At 71.5% G+C, this 20,599-nt stretch carries 17 protein-coding genes and 2 pseudogenes; 3 read left to right on the forward strand and 16 right to left on the reverse strand.

Annotated features, from left to right (window positions below):
* Positions 1 to 460 (forward strand): imine reductase family protein (locus ACWD6N_RS14100; RefSeq protein WP_450004821.1); only part of this gene is annotated, 460 nt, incomplete at its 5' end.
* On the opposite strand, the gene ACWD6N_RS14105 is transcribed toward ACWD6N_RS14100, so the two are convergent.
* The 7 genes and pseudogenes from ACWD6N_RS14105 to ACWD6N_RS14135 all read right to left on the reverse strand — a co-directional run bounded on the left by ACWD6N_RS14105 (position 425) and on the right by ACWD6N_RS14135 (position 10,132).
* Positions 425 to 1,324, reverse strand: coding sequence for an NAD-dependent epimerase/dehydratase family protein (locus ACWD6N_RS14105; protein ID WP_450004822.1), 900 nt, complete (start codon positions 1,322 to 1,324; stop codon positions 425 to 427). The two genes, ACWD6N_RS14100 and ACWD6N_RS14105, sit on opposite strands and share 36 nt — an antisense overlap.
* Positions 1,325 to 1,409: 85 nt before the next feature.
* Entirely contained in the window at positions 1,410 to 2,639 is a 1,230-nt protein-coding gene (locus ACWD6N_RS14110; protein ID WP_450004823.1) for a TIGR02679 family protein, read from the reverse strand.
* On the reverse strand, positions 2,636 to 6,685 hold the full coding sequence (locus tag ACWD6N_RS14115) for a TIGR02680 family protein (protein ID WP_450004824.1): 4,050 nt from the start codon (positions 6,683 to 6,685) through the stop codon (positions 2,636 to 2,638). Before ACWD6N_RS14115 ends, ACWD6N_RS14110 begins: the two co-directional genes overlap by 4 nt.
* Positions 6,682 to 7,905 carry a TIGR02678 family protein gene (locus tag ACWD6N_RS14120; protein ID WP_450004825.1) on the reverse strand — a complete coding sequence of 408 codons (1,224 nt, stop codon included), beginning with the start codon at positions 7,903 to 7,905 and terminating at the stop codon, positions 6,682 to 6,684. The genes ACWD6N_RS14115 and ACWD6N_RS14120 overlap by 4 nt, the downstream gene beginning before the upstream one ends.
* Positions 7,902 to 9,482: a TIGR02677 family protein gene (locus ACWD6N_RS14125; protein WP_450004826.1), complete on the reverse strand. Its 1,581-nt coding sequence runs from the start codon at positions 9,480 to 9,482 to the stop codon at positions 7,902 to 7,904. Before ACWD6N_RS14125 ends, ACWD6N_RS14120 begins: the two co-directional genes overlap by 4 nt.
* A gap of 121 nt (positions 9,483 to 9,603) precedes the next feature.
* The gene (locus ACWD6N_RS14130) at positions 9,604 to 9,855 is read right to left on the reverse strand and encodes a hypothetical protein (protein WP_450004827.1); all 252 of its coding nucleotides are present in this window, start codon (positions 9,853 to 9,855) and stop codon (positions 9,604 to 9,606) included.
* Positions 9,852 to 10,132 (reverse strand): annotated as a pseudogene (locus ACWD6N_RS14135) (DivIVA domain-containing protein). Before ACWD6N_RS14135 ends, ACWD6N_RS14130 begins: the two are co-directional and overlap by 4 nt.
* Before the next feature lie 94 nt (positions 10,133 to 10,226).
* On the opposite strand from ACWD6N_RS14135, the gene ACWD6N_RS14140 reads away from it, so the two are divergent.
* Together ACWD6N_RS14140 and ACWD6N_RS14145 are read left to right on the forward strand one after the other, a co-directional pair.
* Entirely contained in the window at positions 10,227 to 10,550 is a 324-nt protein-coding gene (locus ACWD6N_RS14140) for a hypothetical protein (RefSeq protein ID WP_450004914.1), read from the forward strand.
* The gene (locus ACWD6N_RS14145) at positions 10,466 to 10,747 is read left to right on the forward strand and encodes a Scr1 family TA system antitoxin-like transcriptional regulator (RefSeq protein ID WP_450004911.1); all 282 of its coding nucleotides are present in this window, start codon (positions 10,466 to 10,468) and stop codon (positions 10,745 to 10,747) included. Before ACWD6N_RS14140 ends, ACWD6N_RS14145 begins: the two co-directional genes overlap by 85 nt.
* On the opposite strand, the pseudogene ACWD6N_RS14150 reads toward ACWD6N_RS14145, so the two are convergent.
* The 9 genes and pseudogenes from ACWD6N_RS14150 to ACWD6N_RS14190 all read right to left on the reverse strand — a co-directional run.
* Positions 10,647 to 11,144 (reverse strand): annotated as a pseudogene (locus tag ACWD6N_RS14150) (IS6 family transposase); the annotation flags it as partial. The gene ACWD6N_RS14145 and the pseudogene ACWD6N_RS14150 sit on opposite strands and share 101 nt — an antisense overlap.
* Positions 11,145 to 11,421: 277 nt before the next feature.
* On the reverse strand, positions 11,422 to 12,315 hold the full coding sequence (locus tag ACWD6N_RS14155; protein ID WP_450004828.1) for a triose-phosphate isomerase: 894 nt from the start codon (positions 12,313 to 12,315) through the stop codon (positions 11,422 to 11,424).
* A gap of 28 nt (positions 12,316 to 12,343) precedes the next feature.
* The gene (gene rbsK / locus ACWD6N_RS14160) at positions 12,344 to 13,270 is read right to left on the reverse strand and encodes a ribokinase (RefSeq protein WP_450004829.1); all 927 of its coding nucleotides are present in this window, start codon (positions 13,268 to 13,270) and stop codon (positions 12,344 to 12,346) included.
* 12 nt (positions 13,271 to 13,282) lie between these two features.
* Positions 13,283 to 13,753, reverse strand: a complete 471-nt coding sequence (locus tag ACWD6N_RS14165; protein ID WP_328414918.1) for a ribose-5-phosphate isomerase — start codon at positions 13,751 to 13,753, stop codon at positions 13,283 to 13,285.
* 59 nt (positions 13,754 to 13,812) lie between these two features.
* The gene (locus tag ACWD6N_RS14170) at positions 13,813 to 15,570 is read right to left on the reverse strand and encodes a dihydroxyacetone kinase family protein (protein ID WP_450004830.1); all 1,758 of its coding nucleotides are present in this window, start codon (positions 15,568 to 15,570) and stop codon (positions 13,813 to 13,815) included.
* 53 nt (positions 15,571 to 15,623) lie between these two features.
* A complete protein-coding gene (eltD, locus tag ACWD6N_RS14175; RefSeq protein WP_450004831.1) occupies positions 15,624 to 16,724 on the reverse strand; it encodes an erythritol/L-threitol dehyrogenase in 1,101 nt (366 codons plus the stop codon).
* Positions 16,721 to 18,547 (reverse strand): dihydroxyacetone kinase family protein, encoded by a 1,827-nt coding sequence (locus ACWD6N_RS14180; protein WP_450004832.1) that lies wholly within the window; start codon positions 18,545 to 18,547, stop codon positions 16,721 to 16,723. Before ACWD6N_RS14180 ends, eltD begins: the two co-directional genes overlap by 4 nt.
* Positions 18,548 to 18,599: 52 nt before the next feature.
* Positions 18,600 to 19,451 (reverse strand): DeoR/GlpR family DNA-binding transcription regulator, encoded by an 852-nt coding sequence (locus tag ACWD6N_RS14185; RefSeq protein WP_450004833.1) that lies wholly within the window; start codon positions 19,449 to 19,451, stop codon positions 18,600 to 18,602.
* Positions 19,452 to 19,580: 129 nt separating this feature from the next.
* Positions 19,581 to 20,555: a substrate-binding domain-containing protein gene (locus ACWD6N_RS14190; protein ID WP_450004834.1), complete on the reverse strand. Its 975-nt coding sequence runs from the start codon at positions 20,553 to 20,555 to the stop codon at positions 19,581 to 19,583.
* Between the last annotated feature and the right edge of the window lie 44 nt (positions 20,556 to 20,599).

Below are 20,599 nucleotides of genomic sequence, written 5' to 3' on the forward strand. Positions count from 1 at the left end.
CTATCCACCCATCATGCAAGACGAGCATCGAGGGGAGGGAGCGGCGTTACCTCCCGGCCCTAAACGGCCGGGTTTCCACGCCGCGATCCTGATGAGCGGCGTCGCCCACGCCTTCGCACTGGCCCGGGCCGAACAGATCAGCCCGACCGCGCTCGCCCCGTACGCCAAGGGCATCGGGGGCCTGCTGCCGGACCTCATCGACGACATGGCCCGCCGGCTGGGCGCCGACGACCATGCCGCCGACGTCTCCGCCATCGCCTCCACCGCCGCCAGCATGGCCCACATCATCGACGCCGCCGAGGAGCACCGAATCGACGCGGACGTGCTACGGGCGGCCCGCGCGGCGGCCCTGCGGGCGATCAGCGCCGGGCACGGCGCCGACGACTTCTCCCGGATGACCCAGGCCTACGCCGAGGTAGAGGCGTCAGCGGCCCGCGGTGTCCACGTGGTCTCGCCATGAGTGCCGCGGCTCGTAGCCCAGCACCCGTCGCGCCTTGTCGATGCTGAGCAGCGTCTCGTGCTCGCCGAGCTCCTTGCGGATCTCGACACCCGGGTAGACCTCGGCCATCAGGCTGGCGCTGGACCTGCTCATGACCGTGTCGGCGTTGGCGATGATGAAGACCTCGGCGCCCGGCTGGTCGTGGGCGAGGGCCCGCTCGACCGCCTGGGCGCCGTCGCGGGCGTCGATGTAGCCCCACAGGTTCCACCGGCGCAGCGCCGGGTCCGCGTCGAACGAGGGGAACGGCGCGTAGTCCTCGACGTCCATGACGTTGGAGAACCGCAGGCCCACCATAACCAGCTCGGGGTCCCACCGGCATAAGTGCCGGGCCATCTCCTCCTCGAGCGCCTTGTTCAGCGAGTACGTGGACTCCGGTCGCGGCGCGTACTCCTCGTCGACCGGCGCGTACGGCGGCGGGGTGTCGAACGGCAGCCCCAGCACCGTCTCGCTCGACGCCCACACCACCCGCTTGATCCCTGCAGCCCTGGCTGCGGCGAACACGTTGTACGTCGCCGCCGAGTTGTTCGCGAAGGTGGTCGCGTTCGACATCAGGCCGGGGGCCGGGACCGCTGCCAGGTGCACGATCGCGTCGACGCCGCCGGCGTGCTCGTCGGCGCCGCCGGTGAACGCCTCCACCACCTGCCCGTAGTCGGTGAGGTCGACGAGGAGGAACTCGCCGTTGACGTCGCGGGGGTCGCGTCCGCCCGCGCGGTCGACGGCGAGCACGTCGACGCCTATGGCGCGCAGGTGCGCGACCACGGCGCGACCGAGTTTGCCGGTGGCCCCGGTGACGACGACGCGCCTGGGAAGTGTGGGATCGCTCATGCTGACATCTTCTCCGGCGGCGCGACGCGCCCCACCGGCGGGTGCGACCCTGGGTGTCAGCGGCCACGCACTCACCTGACCGCAGTCACACGGCCCGTTCGACACCAGCCCGTGCGGCCATGTCGACGAGCAGGGACTCGAGCACGACCTCCTCGAGCAGTGCGACGTCGTGTCCGCGGACGACCTCAGCCAGCCGTGGGTCCCACGGCGTGTCGTCGATCCGGCCAGCGACCGGGCCGACACCCGGTGCGGCATCGAGATAGTCCTCAGCCTGTAACAGCCACGGCCGCGCGCCCGTCTTGGTCATCACGTGCGCGGCGATCCGCAGACCCTCACCGTCGATGTCTCCGTGATAGTGCAGCTCCGCCCCGGTCGCGGCGATACCGCGCAACAGCACCACGGCCGCCGTGCTCGGCCACCCGGCGCCGCAGACCAGCGGCGGACACGCAGCACCGAAGTGCCGCAGAGCGACCGTCAACACTGCCGGGTTCTCGACGACGAACACCGGCCCGTCCAGCCGACTGACGGGGTAATGCTTCAGCTGCGCCAGGGTGACCACTGTGGCCTGACCGGCGTCAGCCCATGCCCGCAGTCCGCTGGCGAGCGGATCGTCGCCGGGTGGTCGCAGCCCGGCGACCAAGACGGTGGTGGAAAGCTCGTCGCAGGCGACGCCCGCATGTTCCCAGAGCCGTCGGCGGTGCTCGGCGTCGGCTGGCGGTTCTTCGTCGTGCAGGGCTGCCAGGGCACGGAGCACCAGCTTGCCGAGTCGACCATCGTCGTCGAGGGCATGCGAGTCGCCGATGAGCCGTGCGGCCAGCACCGGCAGCGGTTCCCCCAACACCGGCAATGCCGCGAGGACATGAAACACCTGATCCAGCAGGGCGCGGGTGACGAGCGCGTCGCCGGAAACGAGGCCGCCGGCGCGTACGCCGTCGAGCCAGGGCTGCAGTGCCGGTTCGGCGGCGACGACGGGGTGCTCACGCGCCCAGCGCCACAACTCGGCCCGGTCGGCTGCCTGCCGGCGCCGGTCACCCGCCCGGTCGGCGATCGGCCCACCGATCGCCTCCACCACACCTCGGGTGTCCAGCCCGCCGGTGGCGGCACGCAGGATCGCGTCCAGTCCCCGCAGCGCGACCGTGACCTCCGGATCGGGGGTGTACGCGAGGCCGAGCAGATCTGCCAGGGCGGCTCGCTCGGCCGGACGCAGCCCGCGCAGGTGCACGCGACTCACCGTTCCGTCGGTGGCCGCCAGTCGACGGCGTGCCTCCGCCCACAGCGGCGCGAGTTCCGGGCGGTCGAATCGAGCAGCCGTCATGTCACGTCTGCCGCCACGACGTCGCGGCCGGTCCAGACGAAACGGGCGGTGGTGACGGCGTCATCGCCGTCCTCCGCGCCGGCGATCAGTTGGTGGATGGCGATGCCGTCCACCTCGGCGTAGGTGCACCACTCCTGATCGGAGGTCAGCAGCAGGTCGAGGTCGAGGGCGCTCAACACGGCCATCAACTGTCCACGGTTGGTTTGGTCGACGCCGACGAAGACCTCGTCGAGCAGGATGAGCCGGGGCGCCGAGGGTGCGGCCCGGTAGTGCGCGCCGGCCGCGGCGAACAGCGGCAGGTGCAGCACGATGGCCTTCTCGCCACCCGATTTGGCGCCGTGCTGGCGTCGAGTAACCGCAGACCAGTCGCCAGCGGCGGAACGGACCTGCACCACGAACCGGTGCCACCGTCGGTAGTCGAGAACCTCGCCGAGCTGCTGTTCCCACCCGTCGGTCGAACCGGCGCCGCGGACGTCATCGATGCGGGCGCGAAAGAAGTCGTGCAACGCGGTGCGCTGGGCCTCGGTCAGCCGCGCCGGATCCTGCAACAACAGCTCCCGGGCCTGCCTCAACCGCGGATCGAGCTCGCTGTTGACCTCCCAGATCAGCCGGACGCCGAGGCCGGAGACGGTACGCACCTGCTCCAGCTGAGCACTAACCTGCCGCACCAGGTCAGCGGCCTGCCGGGTGCGGTGGGCCACGTGGCGACGGGTGTCGCCGGTGAGGGTGCGGTCGAACAACTGCCGCTCCTCCTCGGTCAGGTGGGCCCGCATCTCGTCGCGCTCCGTCGTCAGCCGGTGCACCAGAGCCGTTGGGGTGGTCCGCAGTCCGTCCACCGTGGCGGTGACGACCTGCACGTCGCACTCCTCATCGGCGTTCATCGCCAGATCGGCGTACCCGGCCAGCGAGGCGCTGATGACGTGCAGCACGTTGCTCAGCTCGCCCTCGTCCTGACGTAGGTGCCGGGGGCCGTGCGGAAGGCTGCCGAGCTCCTCCGCGAGCTGACGCGCGGCCTGCAGGGTCGCGGTGAGGGGACCGACGCCGGACAGGTCGGTGGCGAGCGCCGCGTCCGGGCCGAGGAGGTCGACGAGCCGGGCCAGCCGGGACACCGCAGCGTCGCGGGTGCCGGCGGCGGCGTCCCGGTCCTGTTCCGCCCGCTCGGCGCGGGCGTTGAGCTCGTGCAGGCGCCCGATGAGCGTGTCGTGGCGGGGCCGCAGCCGGCGCAGTTCCTGTTTCAGGGCTTCCGCATGGGTACGCAGCCGTTGCACCTCGTCGAGGACCGCGCGGTACTCGACGCCAACGGTGCGCTCGACGGCGTCGAGGCGGGCTTCGAGGCCGGCTGCGGCCTCCTCGGCGGTCTCTGCCCGCAGCGCCTCCTCCTCGGCCAGTGTCACGGCATGACCGGCGGTCTCGCGGGCGTCGTCGAGCCGGGCGGCGGCGTGGGCCTGCCGGCCCCGGTCGGTCAGCCATCCGTCCGCCGCCTGGCCGAGGGTGCGCAGCGCGGCGGTCAGCAGATCGAGGTCCGCCGCGGTGGTTGGCAGGCCGTACCGGGAGCCGACGAGGGTCAGCTCGCGCAGCGCGGCTCGGGCGTCCTCGTCGCCGGCGAGCGCCTCGCGGGCTGCCTCATCGAGCAGGTCCTGGAGCCCGGCGAGCTTCAGCTCGGCCCGCCCGACCCGTTCTGCGGCGCGCACCACCTCGCGATGATCCGGCCGGGCGGCCAACTCGGCGCGCAGCAGGGACCGCCGCTCAGCCAACTGCCGCAGCCGGTCGGCCACCACGCTGCGCTCCGCGTCGATTTCCGCGAGCTGTGCCGCAAGTTCGGCCAACCGGCGCTGCCGAGCCCGGTCCCGGGCCGCCGCGCCCAGGAACTCCACGTCCGGCTTGCTCCAGCTGCCGTACAACGGACCGAGCCGCCACGTGCCGTCCGCGCCGATCGCCGCGCTGTGGTGGGGTGCGGCGGGCCCGAAGGCCACCCCGGCGAGGACGGCGGTCACCAGCGGCGCCGGCACCGTCGCCCGGTCGTCGACGTCGAGTACGTCGAGTACGTCGAGTAGGGACCGGTGCGGCGCGGGCAGCGCGGCAGTCGCCGCCAGGTAGGTGTCATGGCCACGCCGGTCCGACGTCACCGAACCGTCCGGCCAGACCCAGGCGTCGAGCAGGCCGGAGACCTCGAGCGCGGCCTCCACGGCGGCCTGGACATGCGGCGGTACGTCGGCACGCCAGTCGACCAGCCGCCACAGCGGGCCGCCCGGCCGGTCCGCCCGGGGCGCCGTGCGATGCCGTGGTGCGGCTGGCTCCCGGGTCACGGCCGCCGCCAGCGCCTCGCGTTCCGCCGCCGGCGCGACCCGACGCCGCTGCAGGTCGGCGCCGCGGGCCTGCTCACTGGCGTCCGTTGTGGCGAGCTGTTCGCGTACCGCGGCGGCGAGGTCACTGACCACGGCGCCGAGGGAGACCTCGTCGCCGGCCAGGTCGGCCAGGTCCGTGCCACGGTCGCCGACGGGCAGGACGCGGCAGCCCGACGCCCATCCCACGATGTCGTCGCGGAATCTGGCCAGCTCGTCCTCGTACCCCCGGGTGGTCTGTCGCAGTGCGGCGTCGGCTGCGTCGCGCTCGGCCGCCCGCCGCTCCCGGCGGCCCTGCGCCCGCTCCCGCTCGGCCACCGCCCGCTCGTGGCCGGTCAGCGCGGCCCGGACCGCGGTGACCTCGTCTTCCCGGCCGCGCACGAGGCCGCGCAGCAGCTGCCGGGCCCGCTCCACGGATTCGGCGGCGAGCGGCTCGACGAGCGTCGCCAGACCGGCCTCCAGCGCCGCGGCCGTCGTGTCCCGCCAGGATCGGGCGGTCTGCGCGACGGTCGCCGCCTCGTCAGCGGCGAGACGTTCCGCCCGCTCAGCGGTGCCCGCTGCCTCCGCGCGTCGACTCTCCGCCGTGGCGGCCACGTCCTGGGCACTCCCCCGGGCCGCGCGCGTCTGCGAGCGCAGCTGGTCGAGCTGCTGCCCCTCGCGGTAGGCGTCACTGTCGCGCAGACCACCGATCGCCTCTTCGGTGACGCCCTGGTCGCGCTCGTTGCCGGTGATGGCCGTCCGCACCTGCGCCAGCTCGTCGGCGGCCGTAGCGTGCTCCTGCCGGCGCTGCCGCGCGTCCCGGGTGACGTTGTCCAGCCCGGTGGTGGCGGCGATGACCTCACCGGCGCCCCGACGCAGGGCACGCCGGGCGTAGCGCCGCTGCCGCTCGGTCAGCCGCTGCGCGGCGAGCACCTCCTCATCGAGTCGGGCGAGCCGCTCACGGCGCCGGTCCAGCTGCTCGAAACCCTCGGCGATCTCGGCCAGGTCGGCCGCGTCCAGCGGGGGGAGCGCCTTGGACAGCACCTCCGAGAGCGCGTCGGGATTCAGGTGCTCGGACAGCTTCGGGGTACGCAGTTGCAGCAGCGTCGCGATCAACGCCTCGTACTGCGTCTCGCTCAACCCCCGGAACAGCGTCTCGCGCACCATGCGCCGGTAGGACTCGGCTGCCGGATGCACGACGCCCCGGTCGCCGAGCGCCTGGACCAGATCCTGACGGGTCAAGGGCACATTGCCGTCCTTGACCAGCGACAGGCCATCGGCGCCGCCCACACGCAGCTCGGTGGTGAAGTAGGTGGCGTCGACGGTGCGGGTGTTGGTGGACGCGGCCAGTCGGGCACCGCAGGTGAACCAGCGCGGCGCATCGTCGCCGCCGTGGCCGAACTCCAGCCACACATAGCCCACCCGGGTGGTGTGCGGGTAGCCGTCGCCCATCAGGTTCCAGTGCATGGTGCGCTCGGAGCCGCCGAAAGTGGACAGCCGCGACGGGCGCAGGTTGGCGTCGAGCAGGTACGGCAGCAGCAGCTCCAGGGCCTTGGACTTGCCGGTGCCGTTGGGCCCGCGCAGCAGCAGCCGACCTCGGTGGAAGCCGAACTCCTCGTCGTAGTAACGCCAGACGTTGAGCACGCCGGCTCGGGTGGGCTGCCACCGGTCGACGCGCAGCGCGTCGGCGCCGGTGGCCGCGCCGGGTAGAGACAGGACGGTCACCGGTTGCTCCTGGCTGCTCGTGGGGTGGCGACGGTGGCCGCGCCGACGGTGTACCGGGCCGCGGCGGGCAGCGCGCGCACGCTGCCGCCCGCGCGCTCGATCAGACCGAAGCGGCCGAGCAGCGCCAGCGCCTCGCCGGTAAGCCGCTCCGGCCCGCCGTCGGAGCGGTAAGTACGCGCCCACGCCGGCACCGCCGCGAACCGGTCGGCGAGCTGCCGGATGAGCTGCTCATCGGCGACCGGGGCGGGATGGGCCGCGAGGATGGTGTCGAGCAGCAGCAGCGCCGTCTGCCCGGCGACGCTGCCACCGGCCGGGAACCTCTCGTCCGTCGCTGCGGCGTCCGGGTCGACCGCGAGCAGGCCCTCGGCCCGCTCCTCCAGCAGCATCCCGGCCTCGGCCACCGCGGTGCGCAGCATCCGCCGGCCGGTGATGCTGGCGGCGTAGCCCCGCTGCGCCTCCGACAGGTCGGCGAGGTAGACGACCGGATCGTCGAGGAGCCGACGCACGATGGAGTGCCGCAGCCAGCGGTTGCGCTGCTCGTCGGAGACGTCGGCGCCCGGGTCGTCGGCGCCGCCGTAGCGCGGCTCGTACACCAGGGCACCCAGGTCGAAGGCCGGCAGCCGCGACGGCGCCTGCCGCGCGGCGAGCAACCGGACCAAACGACCGCTGTCGACCCGGTAGAGCACCTTGGCATCGGTCTGCTGCAGGAAGGCGTCGGTGCTGCCGTCCACGGCGGTGAGCACGCCCAACTCCTCGAGGACGAGCAGGGCGTCGACGTAGGCACGGCGGTCGTCGTGCCGGGTGCTGTCGAACCCGGCAATGTCGGGCTCGACCGCGGACGCCTGCGCCAGCCGCTCGGCGATGATGCCGATGGTGGTCACCGGCCCGGCGAGCAGCTCGGCGGCGACCAGGCAGAACAGGGCGTAACGGCGGCGGTCGAACGGGACCCGCGCCCCGCGCGGGCGGCGGGCGGGGCGGTCGGCTGGCGGCTGCGGCGAGGACTTCAGCAGCCGGGCGTACCCGGCGCGGGGTTCGATGACCAACCGCCAGCCGGTGTGCGTGTCGAACCAGGTGATCAGCTCACCGCGGTGTCGCACCACGAGGGCGAAGTCGTCCGGCCCGGCGTCCCGGGTGAGCAGAGGACGCACGAGCAGCGCCCGGATCGCCTGGGCACGCTCGGTGGCCCGCTGACGGTCGAGTTCGCTACGCAGGTCACTCATGCGCTGGCCTCCCGGGCATCGGCCGCTCGGGCCTCGAGGTCGTGCGGTCGGGCCTCGGTGATCGACACCAGGAAGTCCGGTGCCGAGAGAACGCCGTGCGGTGTCCGCAACCAGGCCCGGCCGGCACCCTGCGGGCCGGTGAGCGCCACGATCAGGCGGCCGTCAGCCGTCGCCGCCCGCCGTACTCCATCCTGCGGCACGGCGGACAGTGCCCGCGACAGCAGCTCCAGCAGCCGACCGAAGCTGCCCGGGTCCAGGGTGCCGAAGGCCGACAGCCGCACCGGGCCGGGGGTGGCCAGCCGGCGCCACGCCCGCTCCAGCTCGGCCCGCTCGGCGAGCACCCGTTCGCGCCGCAACCGCCGCACCTCGCCGGTGTCCCGCACCCGGGCGGTGCGGGCGACCTTGTCCACCTGGCCACTGGTCCGCAGCAGCGGTGACACGGGCACCGCCGGCGCCTGCCACCAGGAGGTGGTGGCCGGCACCGCGGTCGGGTCGTCCAGCGCGAGGTGGGTGTGCCGGGCCGGCCACAGCCCGAACGCCCCCGACCACAACTCGTGCGCCGCGTCGTCCGATTCGCAGGCGGAGAACCAACGGGCGAGGACGCGGAAGTCGGCCGCCGTGCTGGTGCCCCGGCGCCGGCTGTCGCTGAGCCGCTCCAGCGCCCGCATCAGGGCGATGATGGCCCGCCGCGCCACGTCGGCGAGCTGGTCGATGCGCGGACGGCCGCCATCGGCGGGCCGGAACCAGGCGCACAGACCGTCCCACCGGGCGGCACGCTGCTGCAGCCAGCGCGGGGCCGGGTCAGCCTCACCCGGCAGCGCCGGCAGGTCGGCGCCACGCAGCGCCCGATGGTGCAGGACGATGACCCCCCGCGCCTCGACCCGGGCCACGCCCTGCGCGATCCTCTGCCGGCGGGCGTCGAGGTTCGTCACAAACTCCGACAAATAGGCGATCGTCGCCTGCTTGACCTCGGCGAACGTCGCGGGATCGGCGCCCTCCGCGCGCAACAGCCGCTGCAACTGGCCGTTGAACTGCTTGGTGCTGGCGCGCAGCCCGGCGAGGTGACCCTCCAGCTCCATCAGGGCTGCGTAGACCCGCCGGTCGGCGCTGTCGTCGGCGACGAGCAGATCGTGCAGCTCGCCGAGGCGGTCGAGGATCGCGTCGAGCACCGCGGTCTGCAGCGCCCCGGTCGACGACAACAGCTGAACGGCGTGCAGCACACCCTCGTAGGCCGCCTCACCCTTGCGGCTCAACGAGTAGTGCAGGTTGCGTCGCTCGTACTCCTCCGCCGAGGCGTAGTGGGCGGTGTGGTTCTGGGTGCGCTCGACCAGCCCGTACTTGTGCAGCGCACCGAGCGTGTAGTCCAGCGAGCTGTCGGTGACCGGCTCGTACCAACCGACGCCAGGCAGCGCGGCGAGGACCTCGTCGAAGGTCAGCGCGGCGACCAGCCGCTCGTGGGCGTCACCGAAGACCTGCATGACCGCCGTGTGCAGCTCGGCCCGGTCGGTGGTGGTGAAGGCGAACATGTCCGCCGGCACCTGGCGGAAGATCGGCCGTGGGCGCGGATTGTCGACCACTTACCCCTCCCGTGCTCACGCTTGCGGACGCCCCTCGCAGGCTACCCGGCGCCGCCGACAGGCCACCGCACGTCACCGGCGCCATGGGCCGGGGCGCGTGGCGACGCTCACCGCCTACGACTCAGCGGCGGAGGCGGCGGGCGCAGGCGCCGTCGTGATCGGCGCGGAGCAGGCAGCGCCGGCCGCCGGGCATCAGCAGGTCGCAGAAGACCCGATGGCGTACGCATTGCAGGTCCTCCTCCGACACGGTGGTCTCCCCCGGGTCGGTCTGCGGCAGCACCAGCAGCCAGCGGCCGATCACCCGGGCCAGACGCTGCGCGGCGGGCAGGTCGGCGGCGGCCACGGGGACGTGGATGACGTGGCGCTGGGTCATCGGGCCGGGCCCCGCTCGGTGCTGGCGCGGGCGTGGTCGCTCTGCCAGCGGCGCAGCACGTCCTTGATACGGCAGTCTCCCGCCAGCTCGCGGCAAGGGCCGCGTAGACGGCGGCCAGGTCGCCGGCGACCCGGTCGAGGAAGGCATACACGTCGTCCGGCTCAAGTCCGCGACGTCCGAGCCCGACCAGCTTGAAGCGGCGCTCACGCACCTGCCACGGCAATAGACTGGTGTACGCGGATGCTGTGCCCCGGTAGGTCGAGCGCTCGTCTCTCATCTGCAGCCTGCCTCTCTCATGGAATGGAAGGGGCGGGCCCACCCGCCCTCCCCGCACGGGCGGACCCACCCCGCCCTGCCACCGCATGGGGCCGGTGCGGGTGCTCGACGTCAAGGCGATGTGCGAGCTGTACCACGTGTCGGCGGAGATGACCGACGCGATGCGAGGGTTGGCCGCCGAGACAAAGTCGAAGGGCTGGTGGCACGCGTCCGGGGACGCGGTGCCGAGCTGGTTCGAGCTGTACGTCGGCCTGGAGTCCGCCGCCGCCAAGCTTCGCCGATACGACGAATCCCTGGTTCCCGGCTACTCCAGACTCAGAAATACGCGCAGGCCATCTATCGGCTCGACCGACCTACGTCCAGCGAGGAGGACCGAGATCGAGCCGTTGAAGTGCGGTTGCAAAAACAGTCCCTCCTGACGCGCCGACTGCCTGCGGCTCCTCAGGTGGACCAGATCCTCTCCGAGGCAGTGCTGCGTCGGATCGTCAGCGGGTCGACAGTCATGACGTCTCAGCCTCGGCCGCGATCGGATTGTTGGCGTACTGCTCGACGTGGTGCCACGCGGACGGGATCAACTCGTCGAGCACGGCGGGATAGACCGCGGCGGCGTCAGTGACCACCTCACTCGGTGTCACCTTCAACGTTGATAACACTCGGCGGAAGAACCGGCGGGCCGCGCCGGCGTCCCGTCGGGTCGAGACGAGTACGTCGATGACCTGTCCGTACTGGTCGATCGCCCGGTACACGTACCGCCATACCCCGTTGACGTACGTCTCGTCGACGAACCACCTGTTACCCGGCGAGTGCCGACAGAACCGCGCGGCGTCGGCCAACACCGGGGTGAACCGCTGCACCCACCAGTAGACCGTAACGTGATCGACCTCGACCCCACGCTCTACCAGGAGCTCTTCAACGTCCCGGTAGGACAGATTGAACCGCAGCTACCAGCGGACCGCGAGGACGATCACCTCTGGTGGGAACCGGAACCCTACGAACGCAGACTCCGGAGGCATCCACGGGGCACACAGGGCAGGACGGGTCGAAGCGTTCACCGCTCAAGTCTGCCTCGAGCTTGCCAACGGCGAATGCAACAGAGCCCGATATGCCCTTAGGACTCGAAAGTCCAGGCGGCGGAAGTGCTCACCGGCCGGCGGCTACCGGAACAGAGCGAGTGTCGTACGACAACGCGGTACGACCCATTAGGCAGCTTGTTCGTCCCAGGGCTGATCGTTGGTCAGGCACCACCAGAGCCCGCCGAGGAGTTTGTCGGCCAGGTTGCGCAGGGCGGCGTTATGGCTGTTGCCAGCGGCTCTGCGCCGGTCGTAGTGGTCGCGCGGGCGCTAGCGGATTTTGCGATCGCGGCGAGGGGCCACCGGTGGCCGGCGAGTGGCGGCCGCGAAGCGCCTTCGCGGCAGCGACCTCGACGTGCCGACTTCCGATCGCGAGCAGTTGCAGCAATCCGTCGACACCCCAGGCGGCCCGGCCGACGAAGAGCCCGTCCGCGGGCGTGTCACGCAGCAGGAGGGCGGCATTGTCGAGGTCGACGCCACCCCCATACAGCAGGGCGTGGCATCCGCCTCCGTCGCTGAGACGGCGGACCTCTTCGGCGATCAGGTCCATGACAGGCGAGACCTGTTCGGGGGTCGCAGGTGTTCCGCGAGCGCCGATGGCCCACACCGGCTCGTACGCGATCAGCGCTCCTCCGATCTCGTCGGGACGCAGCAGGGACAGGGCCACCCGTACCTGCTCGGTGACGAACCGCTCCGCGCGACCGGCCGCGCGGACCGACCGCGGCTCACCGACGCAGATCAGCGGCAGCAGGCCCAGGTCGACGGCCGCGCGGGCCCTGCGCGCCACGGTCTCATCGGTTTCCCCGAACTGCTCCCGCCGTTCGGAGTGGCCCATTTCGACGACTTGGGCGCCCGCGTCGGCGACCATGCGCATGGAGATCTCGCCCGTGCAAGCCCCCTCCGCTGCCCAGTGCGCGTTCTGTGCGCCGAGCATCACGGGCGCGCCGGCGAGCTGGTCGCGGACGGCCGCGAGACTGGTGTGCGGCGGCAGGATGAAGGGTTGCACTCCCTGGGGCAGCGGCGCCTCGGCCAGTGCCGTGGCCAGCCGCCGGGCGTAGTCGCGGCTCTCGCCGATGGTCTTGTTCATCTTCCAGCTCGTACCGATCCAGAGCATGGTCGACAGACCCCTTCCTCGTCAGTGCTCAGGCGAGCGGGTGGCTGGCGAGGAACGCCTGCACCTCGTCGCGGCTCGGCATAGCGGACTGCGTGCCCTGGCGGGTCACCGCCACCGCGGCGGCGGCGTTGGCAAAGTGGAGGGCATCCGCTGGGGGGCGACGTGCGGCGAGGGCCATCGTGAGCGCGGCGACGAAGCAGTCACCCGCTCCGGTGGTGTCGACCGGACGCACCGGGAAGCCCGCGGCGGTGACGCGTTCGTCGCCGCGCAGCATCAGGGCGCCGTCGGCACCGAGCGTGACCACGACTGCGGCGGCGCCGCGGCCGCAAAGGTGGACGGCCGCCGCCTCCACATCGGTACGGTCGGACAGCTCCCGCGCCTCGTGCTCATTGACGACGAGTACGTCCACGAGTGCCAGCAGTTCGTCGGGCAGGGGCCGCGCCGGCGCCGCATTGAGCACGACGAGTGCCCCGCACGCCGCTCCGCGGCTTAGAGCCGCCTCCACTGCCGACATCGGAATCTCGAGCTGCGCGAGCAGCACGTCGCACCCGTCGATCGCCCCGCCGCCAGCCGACACGGCTGCCTCGTCCACGCTGTCGTTCGCGCCGGGCACGACCACGATGGCGTTGTCACCGTCGGCATCCACCATGACCAGGGCGAGTCCCGTCGGCTCGTGGGCGTCGACGGCGACATGGCGGGCCGACACGCCGGCTGCGGCCAGCTCATCCAGCATCCTCCGGCCGTCGGCATCGTTCCCGACGGCGCCGACCATGTCGACCGTTGCGCCCAGCCGGGCGAGCGCTACAGCCTGGTTCGCGCCCTTGCCGCCGGCCGACCGACGCACCGCGGTGGCCTGCAGCGTCTGCCCGACCGGCGGGATTCGGGGCACCTCGGTGACGAGATAGGCGTTCAGGCTGCCCACCACGACAGCGCGGACACCGGCCCGGTCACCCACGATCGCCGTCCTTCACGCCTCGGTTCCGGACTCGTACTCGCTGATGGCGGCGACCTTTTCTGCCGAGGCGGATCCGGGGTCGAAGCGGTAGCCCAGCCACTCCTTCGCCAGCCGGCGGGCGACCTCCAAGCCGACCACCCGCTCGCCCATGCAAAGCACCTGCGCGTTGTTGCTCAGCACCGCCCGCTCCACGGAGTAGCTGTCGTGGGCGGTCACTGCTCGGATTCCGGGGATCTTGTTCGCGGTGATCGCCACTCCGAGGCCGGTGCCGCAGATGAGCAGGGCCCGGTCGGCCCTTCCCTCGGCGATGAGCCGGGCCGCCGCCGCGGCAACGTGCGGGTAGTGGGTGTCCTCGTCCTGGTCGACGCCGAGGTCGATGACCTCGCTCACCCGGTCGTCGGCCCGCAGGTCCGCCGTCAGTTGCGTCTTGTAGCGCGCACCAGCGTCATCGCTGCCGAGCACAATACGTAGCTTGTCAGACATTGCCTTCTCCTTGCTTGTCACTGCTGCGCCGCAGCCGACGGCAGCCGTCCCGCCCTGCTTCAGTGCTCGTCTCCAAGTACGTCTGCGACCGCACGCAGGCACAGCGCCATCGACACCGCGCCGGGGTCCGGCGTGCCGAGGCTGCGCTCGGCCAGCGGGCGGGCCCTGCCCACCTGCGGCCACAGCGAGGCCGTCGCCTCGGCGGCACGCTCCGCCTCCCGGGCGGCCTCCGCCCATGCCGTGGCCAGTGGTTCACCCGCAGCCACCGCGGTGGAAAGCCACTCGGTGAAGGGCAGCAACGCGTCGAGCATCGTCTTGTCGCCGGGCTTGGCGCCGCCGGTGCTGATAAGGCTGACGTACCCGTCACGCACGCCGGCCGCCACGGTCGCCTCGTCAGGTCGTCCGGCATCGCCGACGCGTCGGCCCATCGCCGCGATCGCCGCGCCCCACAGCACCCCCGACGTCCCGCCCGCCTTGGACGCCCACGCGTCGCCTGCGGCGATGAGAAGGGAACCCGGGCCGGCTCCAGCGTCGAGGGTATGGCGTGCGGCCTGTACGGCGGCCGCGCTCCCCCGGACCATTCCCCGGCCGTGGTCCCCGTCTCCGGCGACGGCGTCGAGGCGGCCAAGTTCCTCCTCGGCCTCGCCCACGGCGTGCGCCATCGCCTCCAGGGCGGTGAGGGCGGTGGCCGCACATCTAAGGGCCGCCTCGTCGGCGGGCCGCTCCGAACGGTCCGGCACGATAGCCGGATCCCGCTCGCCGGCTATGGCGGTCGTCGCATCGGACGCGCGGCGGCGCTCGCCGGTCGCCCCGGCCACCGTTCCGGCCCCTTTCCGGTACGCCGGGGTGTCGGCCGGAGCGGACCATAGCCGCTCCAGTTCGTCGTCGAGCCACATCAGGGTTAGCGAGCAGCCCGCCATGTCAAGGCTGGTGACGAGCTCCCCCACCTCGGGTTCGACAACGTCGAATCCGGCCTCGCGCAGCAGCCGGCTCACCGTGGCCCAGAGGATGAAGAGCTCCTCGTACTTTGTGCGGCCCAGCCCGTTCAGGATCGCCGTGACTCTCGTGCCGGCACCGTCCGGCTGCTCGGCGAGCACCCCGTTGACAAGCGTCCGGGCGAGGTCCGCCGCCCGGGGCAGTGCCTCGTCGGCGATGCCGGGCTCGCCGTGGATGCCGAGACCGAGCCCCATCCGGCCGGGCTCCACCATGAACAGCGGCTCCCGCGCGCCCGGCATCGTGCACCCGTCGAACGCGACGCCGAGGGTACGCGTGCGGCCGTTGGCGTGTTCCGCCACGCGTACGACGCCGTCAAGGTCGTAGCCCTCCTCGGCTGCCGCGGAGGCCACCTTGAACACCGTGAAGTCGCCCGCGATGCCCCGCCGCCGGGACCGTTCCGCCGCCGGGGCGCTGGCCACGTCGTCGGTGACGAGCACGTACCGCGCTTCGATCCCCTCGGCGGCGAGCCGCTGCACCGCCTGGTTGAAGTTCATCACGTCACCGGCGTAGTTGCCGGTGCTGAACACCACGCCGGCACCGCCGTCGGCGCCACGCCCAACCGACGCCGCATCGGCCGCCGATGGGGAGGTGAAGACGTTGCCGACGACAGCGCCATCGGCGAAGCCTGGCCCGACGATGCCGCAGAACGCGGGATAGTGGCCGGAGCCGCCGCCCACCACGACCGCCACCTTGCCGGGCCGGGTGGTGGTGGCCCGAACCACCCCGCCCGGCACCCCCGTCACGTACCGGGCGTTGGCGTCGAGGAAGCCCACCAGCATGTCGTCGGTGAAGTTCGCGGGGTCGTCGAAGATGCGGGTCATCTGCACTCCTTGAGGGGCGTGGGTCAGCGGGTCGTCTCCGGCGGCCGGCGACGTCAGCCGGGGATCAGGGAAACCTTGATCGACTTGGTGCCTTCGGCGACCAGGTCGAGCCCCTCCTGGAACTTGCTCAAAGGGAGCTGGTGGGTGCAGATCTTGTCCATCGGCAGCTTCCCGGACTCGAGCATCCGGATGGCCGCCGGCCAGCAGTGCGGACCCAGGTGGGCGCCCAACACGTCCAGCTCCTTGTCGTCGCTGATGATGCTCCAGTCGACGGTGACGTCGGAGCCGAAGACGCTGTACTCGACGTAGCGGCCGAGCTTGCGGAGCAGGTTCAGACCCTGTGCCACCGCCGAGGGATGCCCGGTGCCCTCCAGGTAGACGTCCGCGCCGTAGCCATCGGTGAGTTCCTTGATCAGCGCCACGGCGTCCTGCTCGGAGATGTTGATGGTCCGAGTGGCGCCGCACTGCTTGGCCAGTTCGAGCTTGGCCGGCGACATGTCCAGGGCGATCACCTCGGCCGGGAACTTCGCGGCCGCGCCGGCGATCATGCCGAGGCCGATCGGGCCGCAGCCGGCGACGACCACGACGTCCTCGAACTTGATGTTGGCCCGCTCGACGGCGTGCAGCGCGCACGACAGCGGCTCGGTGAAGGCGGCGTGGGCCGGGGGCAGGTCCTTGCTGATCTTGTGGACGAGCGCCTCCGCCGGGAAGACCATGTAGGACGCCATCCCGCCCGGGTTGCGGCGCTTGAACCCGTACATGTCGTGCGGCGCGCACATCCAGTACTCGCCACGGACGCAGTACCGGCACTTCCAACACGGCACGATCTGCTCGGACACGACGCGGTCGCCGACAGCCACACCCCAGCGCCGGGCGGCCTCATCGTCGAGCTGCACGATCTCGCCGACGAACTCGTGGCCCGGGATGACCTCGGTCTCGGCCCAGGCGGGCCGGTTGGCGTCGCCCCAGAATTTCGCAGCGCCGTGGTAGCACTTCAGGTCGCTGGCGCAGATGCCCACGGCCTCGACGCGGACGAGCGCTTCGCCCAGGCCCGGCTTCGGTACCGGCACCTCCTCCAAGCGGTAATCCTCCGGGCCGTGGCAGACGACTGCCTGCATGGTCTCGGGCACGGGTTGGATGCTTGTCGCGGTCATCGTGCTTCTCCTTCACCGAGGGGTGGGCGCGCACCGCCGTGGGGGTGGTTGCTGCAAGCTGAAGAGGCAAGGGATCGGGAGTGCGGTTGCTCATCGGCCGCAGTCGGCCTGCGCGCGAGCACCTCCCCGACGGCGGTGAGGATCAGTCCCATGGAGACAGCGCCGGCGTCAGGGGTGCCGACGCTTCGCTCGGCCAGCGGTCGCGCCCGGCCGACCCGCGCGCGCTGGGATGCGGTGGCGGCGCCGGTCTCGACAGCGACGGCGGCTGCCCCCCGCCACGCGTCGGTCAGGGCGGAGCCGGCATCGAGCCGCTCCTCAAGCTCGTCGACGAAGGGCAACAGCGCGTCGAGCATGGTCTTGTCGCCCCGCTCCGCTTTGCCGACCCGCTGGATCGTCGCCGCGCCGGCACACACGGCATCCCGCAGGCGTTCCGGCGTTACCTGGTCGGTGTTTCCGAGGGCGGCACCGACGGCGGCGAGGCTGACTCCCCACAGCAAGCCACTGGTGCCGCCGGCCTTGTCGCTGAACGCGTCCCCGGCTGCGGTCAGCACATCGCCGACCCCGCCGTCGGTCGCCTCGGCTGCCACCTGCGCCGCACGCAGGCCACGTACCATGCCGATGCCGTGGTCGCCGTCGCCCGCTACGGCGTCGATGCGGCCGAGGGCCTCCTCGTTCTCCACGACGACATCCGCCATCGCTGCGATGGCCCGCCGAGCGACGTCGGCGGCCGCCCGGGACGCGGCGCTTGCCTCGGCCGAACCACAGTCGCCGCGCTCGTGCTCTATCGCGCTGGCCCACCGTTCGTAGGCCGGCAGCACCGACGTTTCACCGCGACGGAAGGCGGCGGTGTCGGCCGGTGCAACCCAGTACCGTTCCAGCTCCTCGTCCAGCCACGTGACCGACAGCGAACAGCCGGCCATGTCGAGGCTGGTCACCAGCTCGCCGATCTCGGGCAGCACGGGTTCGATCCCGGCGGTGGCGAGCCGCCGCTGGACGTGTCGGTAGAGCACGAAGAGTTCCTCGTACTTGGTACTTCCCAGTCCGTTGAGGATCACCGCCGCCCGGCCACCGGCGCCAGCGGGACGCTCGGCGAGAACGGCTTCGACCAGGACCTTCGCCAACTCCTCGGCGGGCACCCAGGAGGCCGCCCGGATGCCGGGTTCGCCGTGGATGCCCAGGCCGAATTCCATCTGGTTCTTGTCGACGGAGAACAGCGGCTCGGCCCGCCCGGGCAGCGTGCAGCCGCCGAACGCGACCCCGAACGAGAAGGTGGCGGCGTTGGCCGAACGCATCACCCGCTCCACGGTGTCGAGGTCGCATCCGGTGTCGGCGGCGGCACCGCCGATCTTGTAGACGAGGAAGGTGCCGGCAATGCCACGACGCCGGTCGGCCTCGTCGGGTCCGGCAGAGGCGATGTCGTCGGTTACGTACACGTTGCGGCAGTCCACACCGGCCGCCCGCAGCCGCTCCTGTGCGGCGCCGAAGTTGAGCCGGTCCCCGGCGTAGTTGCCGTAGGACAGCACCACGCCGGCGCCACCGTCGGCTGCGCGGGCGACGCGGACGATCTGCTCGGCTGACGGGGACGCGAAGACGTCGCCCAACACGCAGCCGTCGGCGAACCCGGGACCAACCGTGCCGGAGTACGACGGGTAGTGGCCGGAGCCGCCGCCCACCACGAGGCTGACCTTTCCCGCTCGAGGTCCGCCCCGCCGGAGGAAGCCCGACGCCCCGGGCACCCGCTCGACATAGCGACCGTACGCCGCAGCGAAACCAGCGATCACATGGTCCTTGAAATCCGCCGGGTTGTCGTAGATGTGTGTCATCGCCAGGTCTCCTGCCCGCGTGTGCTCAAGGTGCGGCGGTACTGGTGGACCGTCATGAGGCCACCTCGTACCGGATGCCCGCCGCGTCCCACGCGGCCAGCACCTTCGGATCCGCTCCCGCGTCGGTGATGACGAGGTCGAACACGTCGAGCGGCACGATTTTGTGCAGGGCGACCCGGCCGAGCTTGCTGTGGTCGACCAGGAGGTACCGCCGGGTCGCGGCCTGCACCATGGCCCGTTTGAGGGCCACGATGCGCTCCTCCTGGTGGAAGGCGTCGGTCAGCGAGATCGCCGAGGTCGACAGGAACAGAGCGTCGGCCTGCAGGCCGGCGATCTGTTCGATGGTCTGCAGTCCCACAAAGGAGTCGTGCGGTACGTCGTAGACCCCACCCAGGCCGATGACGGTCAGGTCCGTCTCGGTGGCGAGCTGGCTGAGCCGGCGCAGGCCTTCCAGGAAGGTCGTCGCAACGTGCAGGGGCGCCCGCTCGCCCAAGCCTTCGATCATGTGCATGACCGTGGTCGAGTCGTCGAGAAGCACCGACATGCCTGCGTCGACGTGGCGCATCGCCGCTGCGGCGATGGCACTCTTCTCCTCGGTCCTGGACATCATCCGGTACGACATCTGGGACTCGAAGACCCCGGACGGCTGTGCGGTCACCCCGCCGTGGAAGCGGCGCACGACCCCACGTCGTTCCAGTTGTTCGAGGTCGCGGTGGATGGTCATGATGCTCACGTTGAACGCGCTGGCGAGTTCCTGTGGAGAGCAGGAACCCTCCGCGGCCACGCGCTCGGCAATCTGCCGTTGCCGCGTCTCCGTCTTGCGCTCGCGCTGACGGACTGTTCCCTGGGCGTTGGACCGGGCATTGTTCATGTGGTGTCCCTTGCAGGGCCGGGGGTCGGTCATGGGCTGGCAGCGTGCACCGGCAATTCGCCGTGTGCCGCTTCGACAAGCTCCATCTTGATGGAGGTCATCTGCCGGGGCCCACGACCGACCCGTCGACGCGTCGTCGGAAGGGCCCGTCGGACCGCCGGATCAGCCGGCGACGACGAAGTTGTTCAGCTTGTCCGCGTTGTCCTTGATGACAAGCACGCAGTCCAGTGCCTGCTTCTCCTGGGCCGCACCGGTCTTGCCGTTCTTGAGGAACTGGTCGGCCTGCTGCACCGCGAGCGTGGTGCCCTGGACGATGGGCTGCAGCACGGTGGCCACCATCTCCCCCGCCTTGACGGCGTTGACCGCGTCCTGGTTGCCGTCGAACCCGAGAACCTTGATCTTCGACAGCTTGCCGGCATCCTTGAGTGCCTGGATCGCGCCGAGGGCCATCTCATCATTGCCGGCCACCACGCCGGTGATGTCGGGGTGCGCCCGGAGCATGACCTCCATCTTCTGCTTGCCCTCCGCCCGGTCCCAGTTCGCGGTCTCCCGCTGCACCGACTTCAGGTCCGGGTACTGGGCCAGCACCTCGGCGTAACCGTCGGAGCGGACCTTGGCGTTGTTGTCGGTCGGGTTGCCGAAGAGCTCGACGTACTTGCCCTTGCCGCCCATGGCCTTGGCCCACTCCTGAGCACCTACGGTGGCGCCCTGAGCGTTGTTGGACACGATCTGGGACTTCGCGATGCCCTGCTCGGCGATCTCGGCGTTGACCAGGAACACCGGGATACCGGCGTCAGTGGCCTTCCGCACCGCCCCGACGCTCTCCTTGGCGCCGGCCGGGTCGAGGATGATCGCCTTGACCTTCTTCGAGATGGCCCCGTCGATGAACTGGTTCTGCTTGTCGGGGTCGTTGTTGTGGGCGTCGACCGTGGTGTCGTACCCGAGCTTCTTGGCCTCGGCGACCGCAGTGTCGACCTCGGCCTTCCAGTACGGGTTGGAGGGGTCGACCGTGATGACGGCGATAGTTCCGCCTGCCTTGTCGCCGCTGGAGCCGGAGCCGGAGCCGGAGCCGCCACAAGCGGCGACGCCGAAAACCACCGCCATCGGCAGGGCGAGCAGGGCGAGTCTGCGCTTCATCGAACACCTTCTTTTTCGAGGGACGGGGGATGGGGGATGGACGA

The organism is Micromonospora sp. NPDC005163 (genome assembly GCF_053599835.1).

Coding starts and splice junctions, on each gene's coding strand:
- ACWD6N_RS14105 (WP_450004822.1), bottom strand. CDS start 1,324: ATGAGCGATCCCACACTTCCCAGGCGCGTCGTCGTCACCGGGGCCACC.
- ACWD6N_RS14110 (WP_450004823.1), bottom strand. CDS start 2,639: ATGACGGCTGCTCGATTCGACCGCCCGGAACTCGCGCCGCTGTGGGCG.
- ACWD6N_RS14120 (WP_450004825.1), bottom strand. CDS start 7,905: ATGAGTGACCTGCGTAGCGAACTCGACCGTCAGCGGGCCACCGAGCGT.
- ACWD6N_RS14130 (WP_450004827.1), bottom strand. CDS start 9,855: ATGACCCAGCGCCACGTCATCCACGTCCCCGTGGCCGCCGCCGACCTG.
- ACWD6N_RS14155 (WP_450004828.1), bottom strand. CDS start 12,315: ATGCTCTGGATCGGTACGAGCTGGAAGATGAACAAGACCATCGGCGAG.
- ACWD6N_RS14165 (WP_328414918.1), bottom strand. CDS start 13,753: ATGTCTGACAAGCTACGTATTGTGCTCGGCAGCGATGACGCTGGTGCG.
- ACWD6N_RS14170 (WP_450004830.1), bottom strand. CDS start 15,570: ATGACCCGCATCTTCGACGACCCCGCGAACTTCACCGACGACATGCTG.
- eltD (WP_450004831.1), bottom strand. CDS start 16,724: ATGACCGCGACAAGCATCCAACCCGTGCCCGAGACCATGCAGGCAGTC.
- ACWD6N_RS14180 (WP_450004832.1), bottom strand. CDS start 18,547: ATGACACACATCTACGACAACCCGGCGGATTTCAAGGACCATGTGATC.
- ACWD6N_RS14185 (WP_450004833.1), bottom strand. CDS start 19,451: ATGACCGACCCCCGGCCCTGCAAGGGACACCACATGAACAATGCCCGG.
- ACWD6N_RS14190 (WP_450004834.1), bottom strand. CDS start 20,555: ATGAAGCGCAGACTCGCCCTGCTCGCCCTGCCGATGGCGGTGGTTTTC.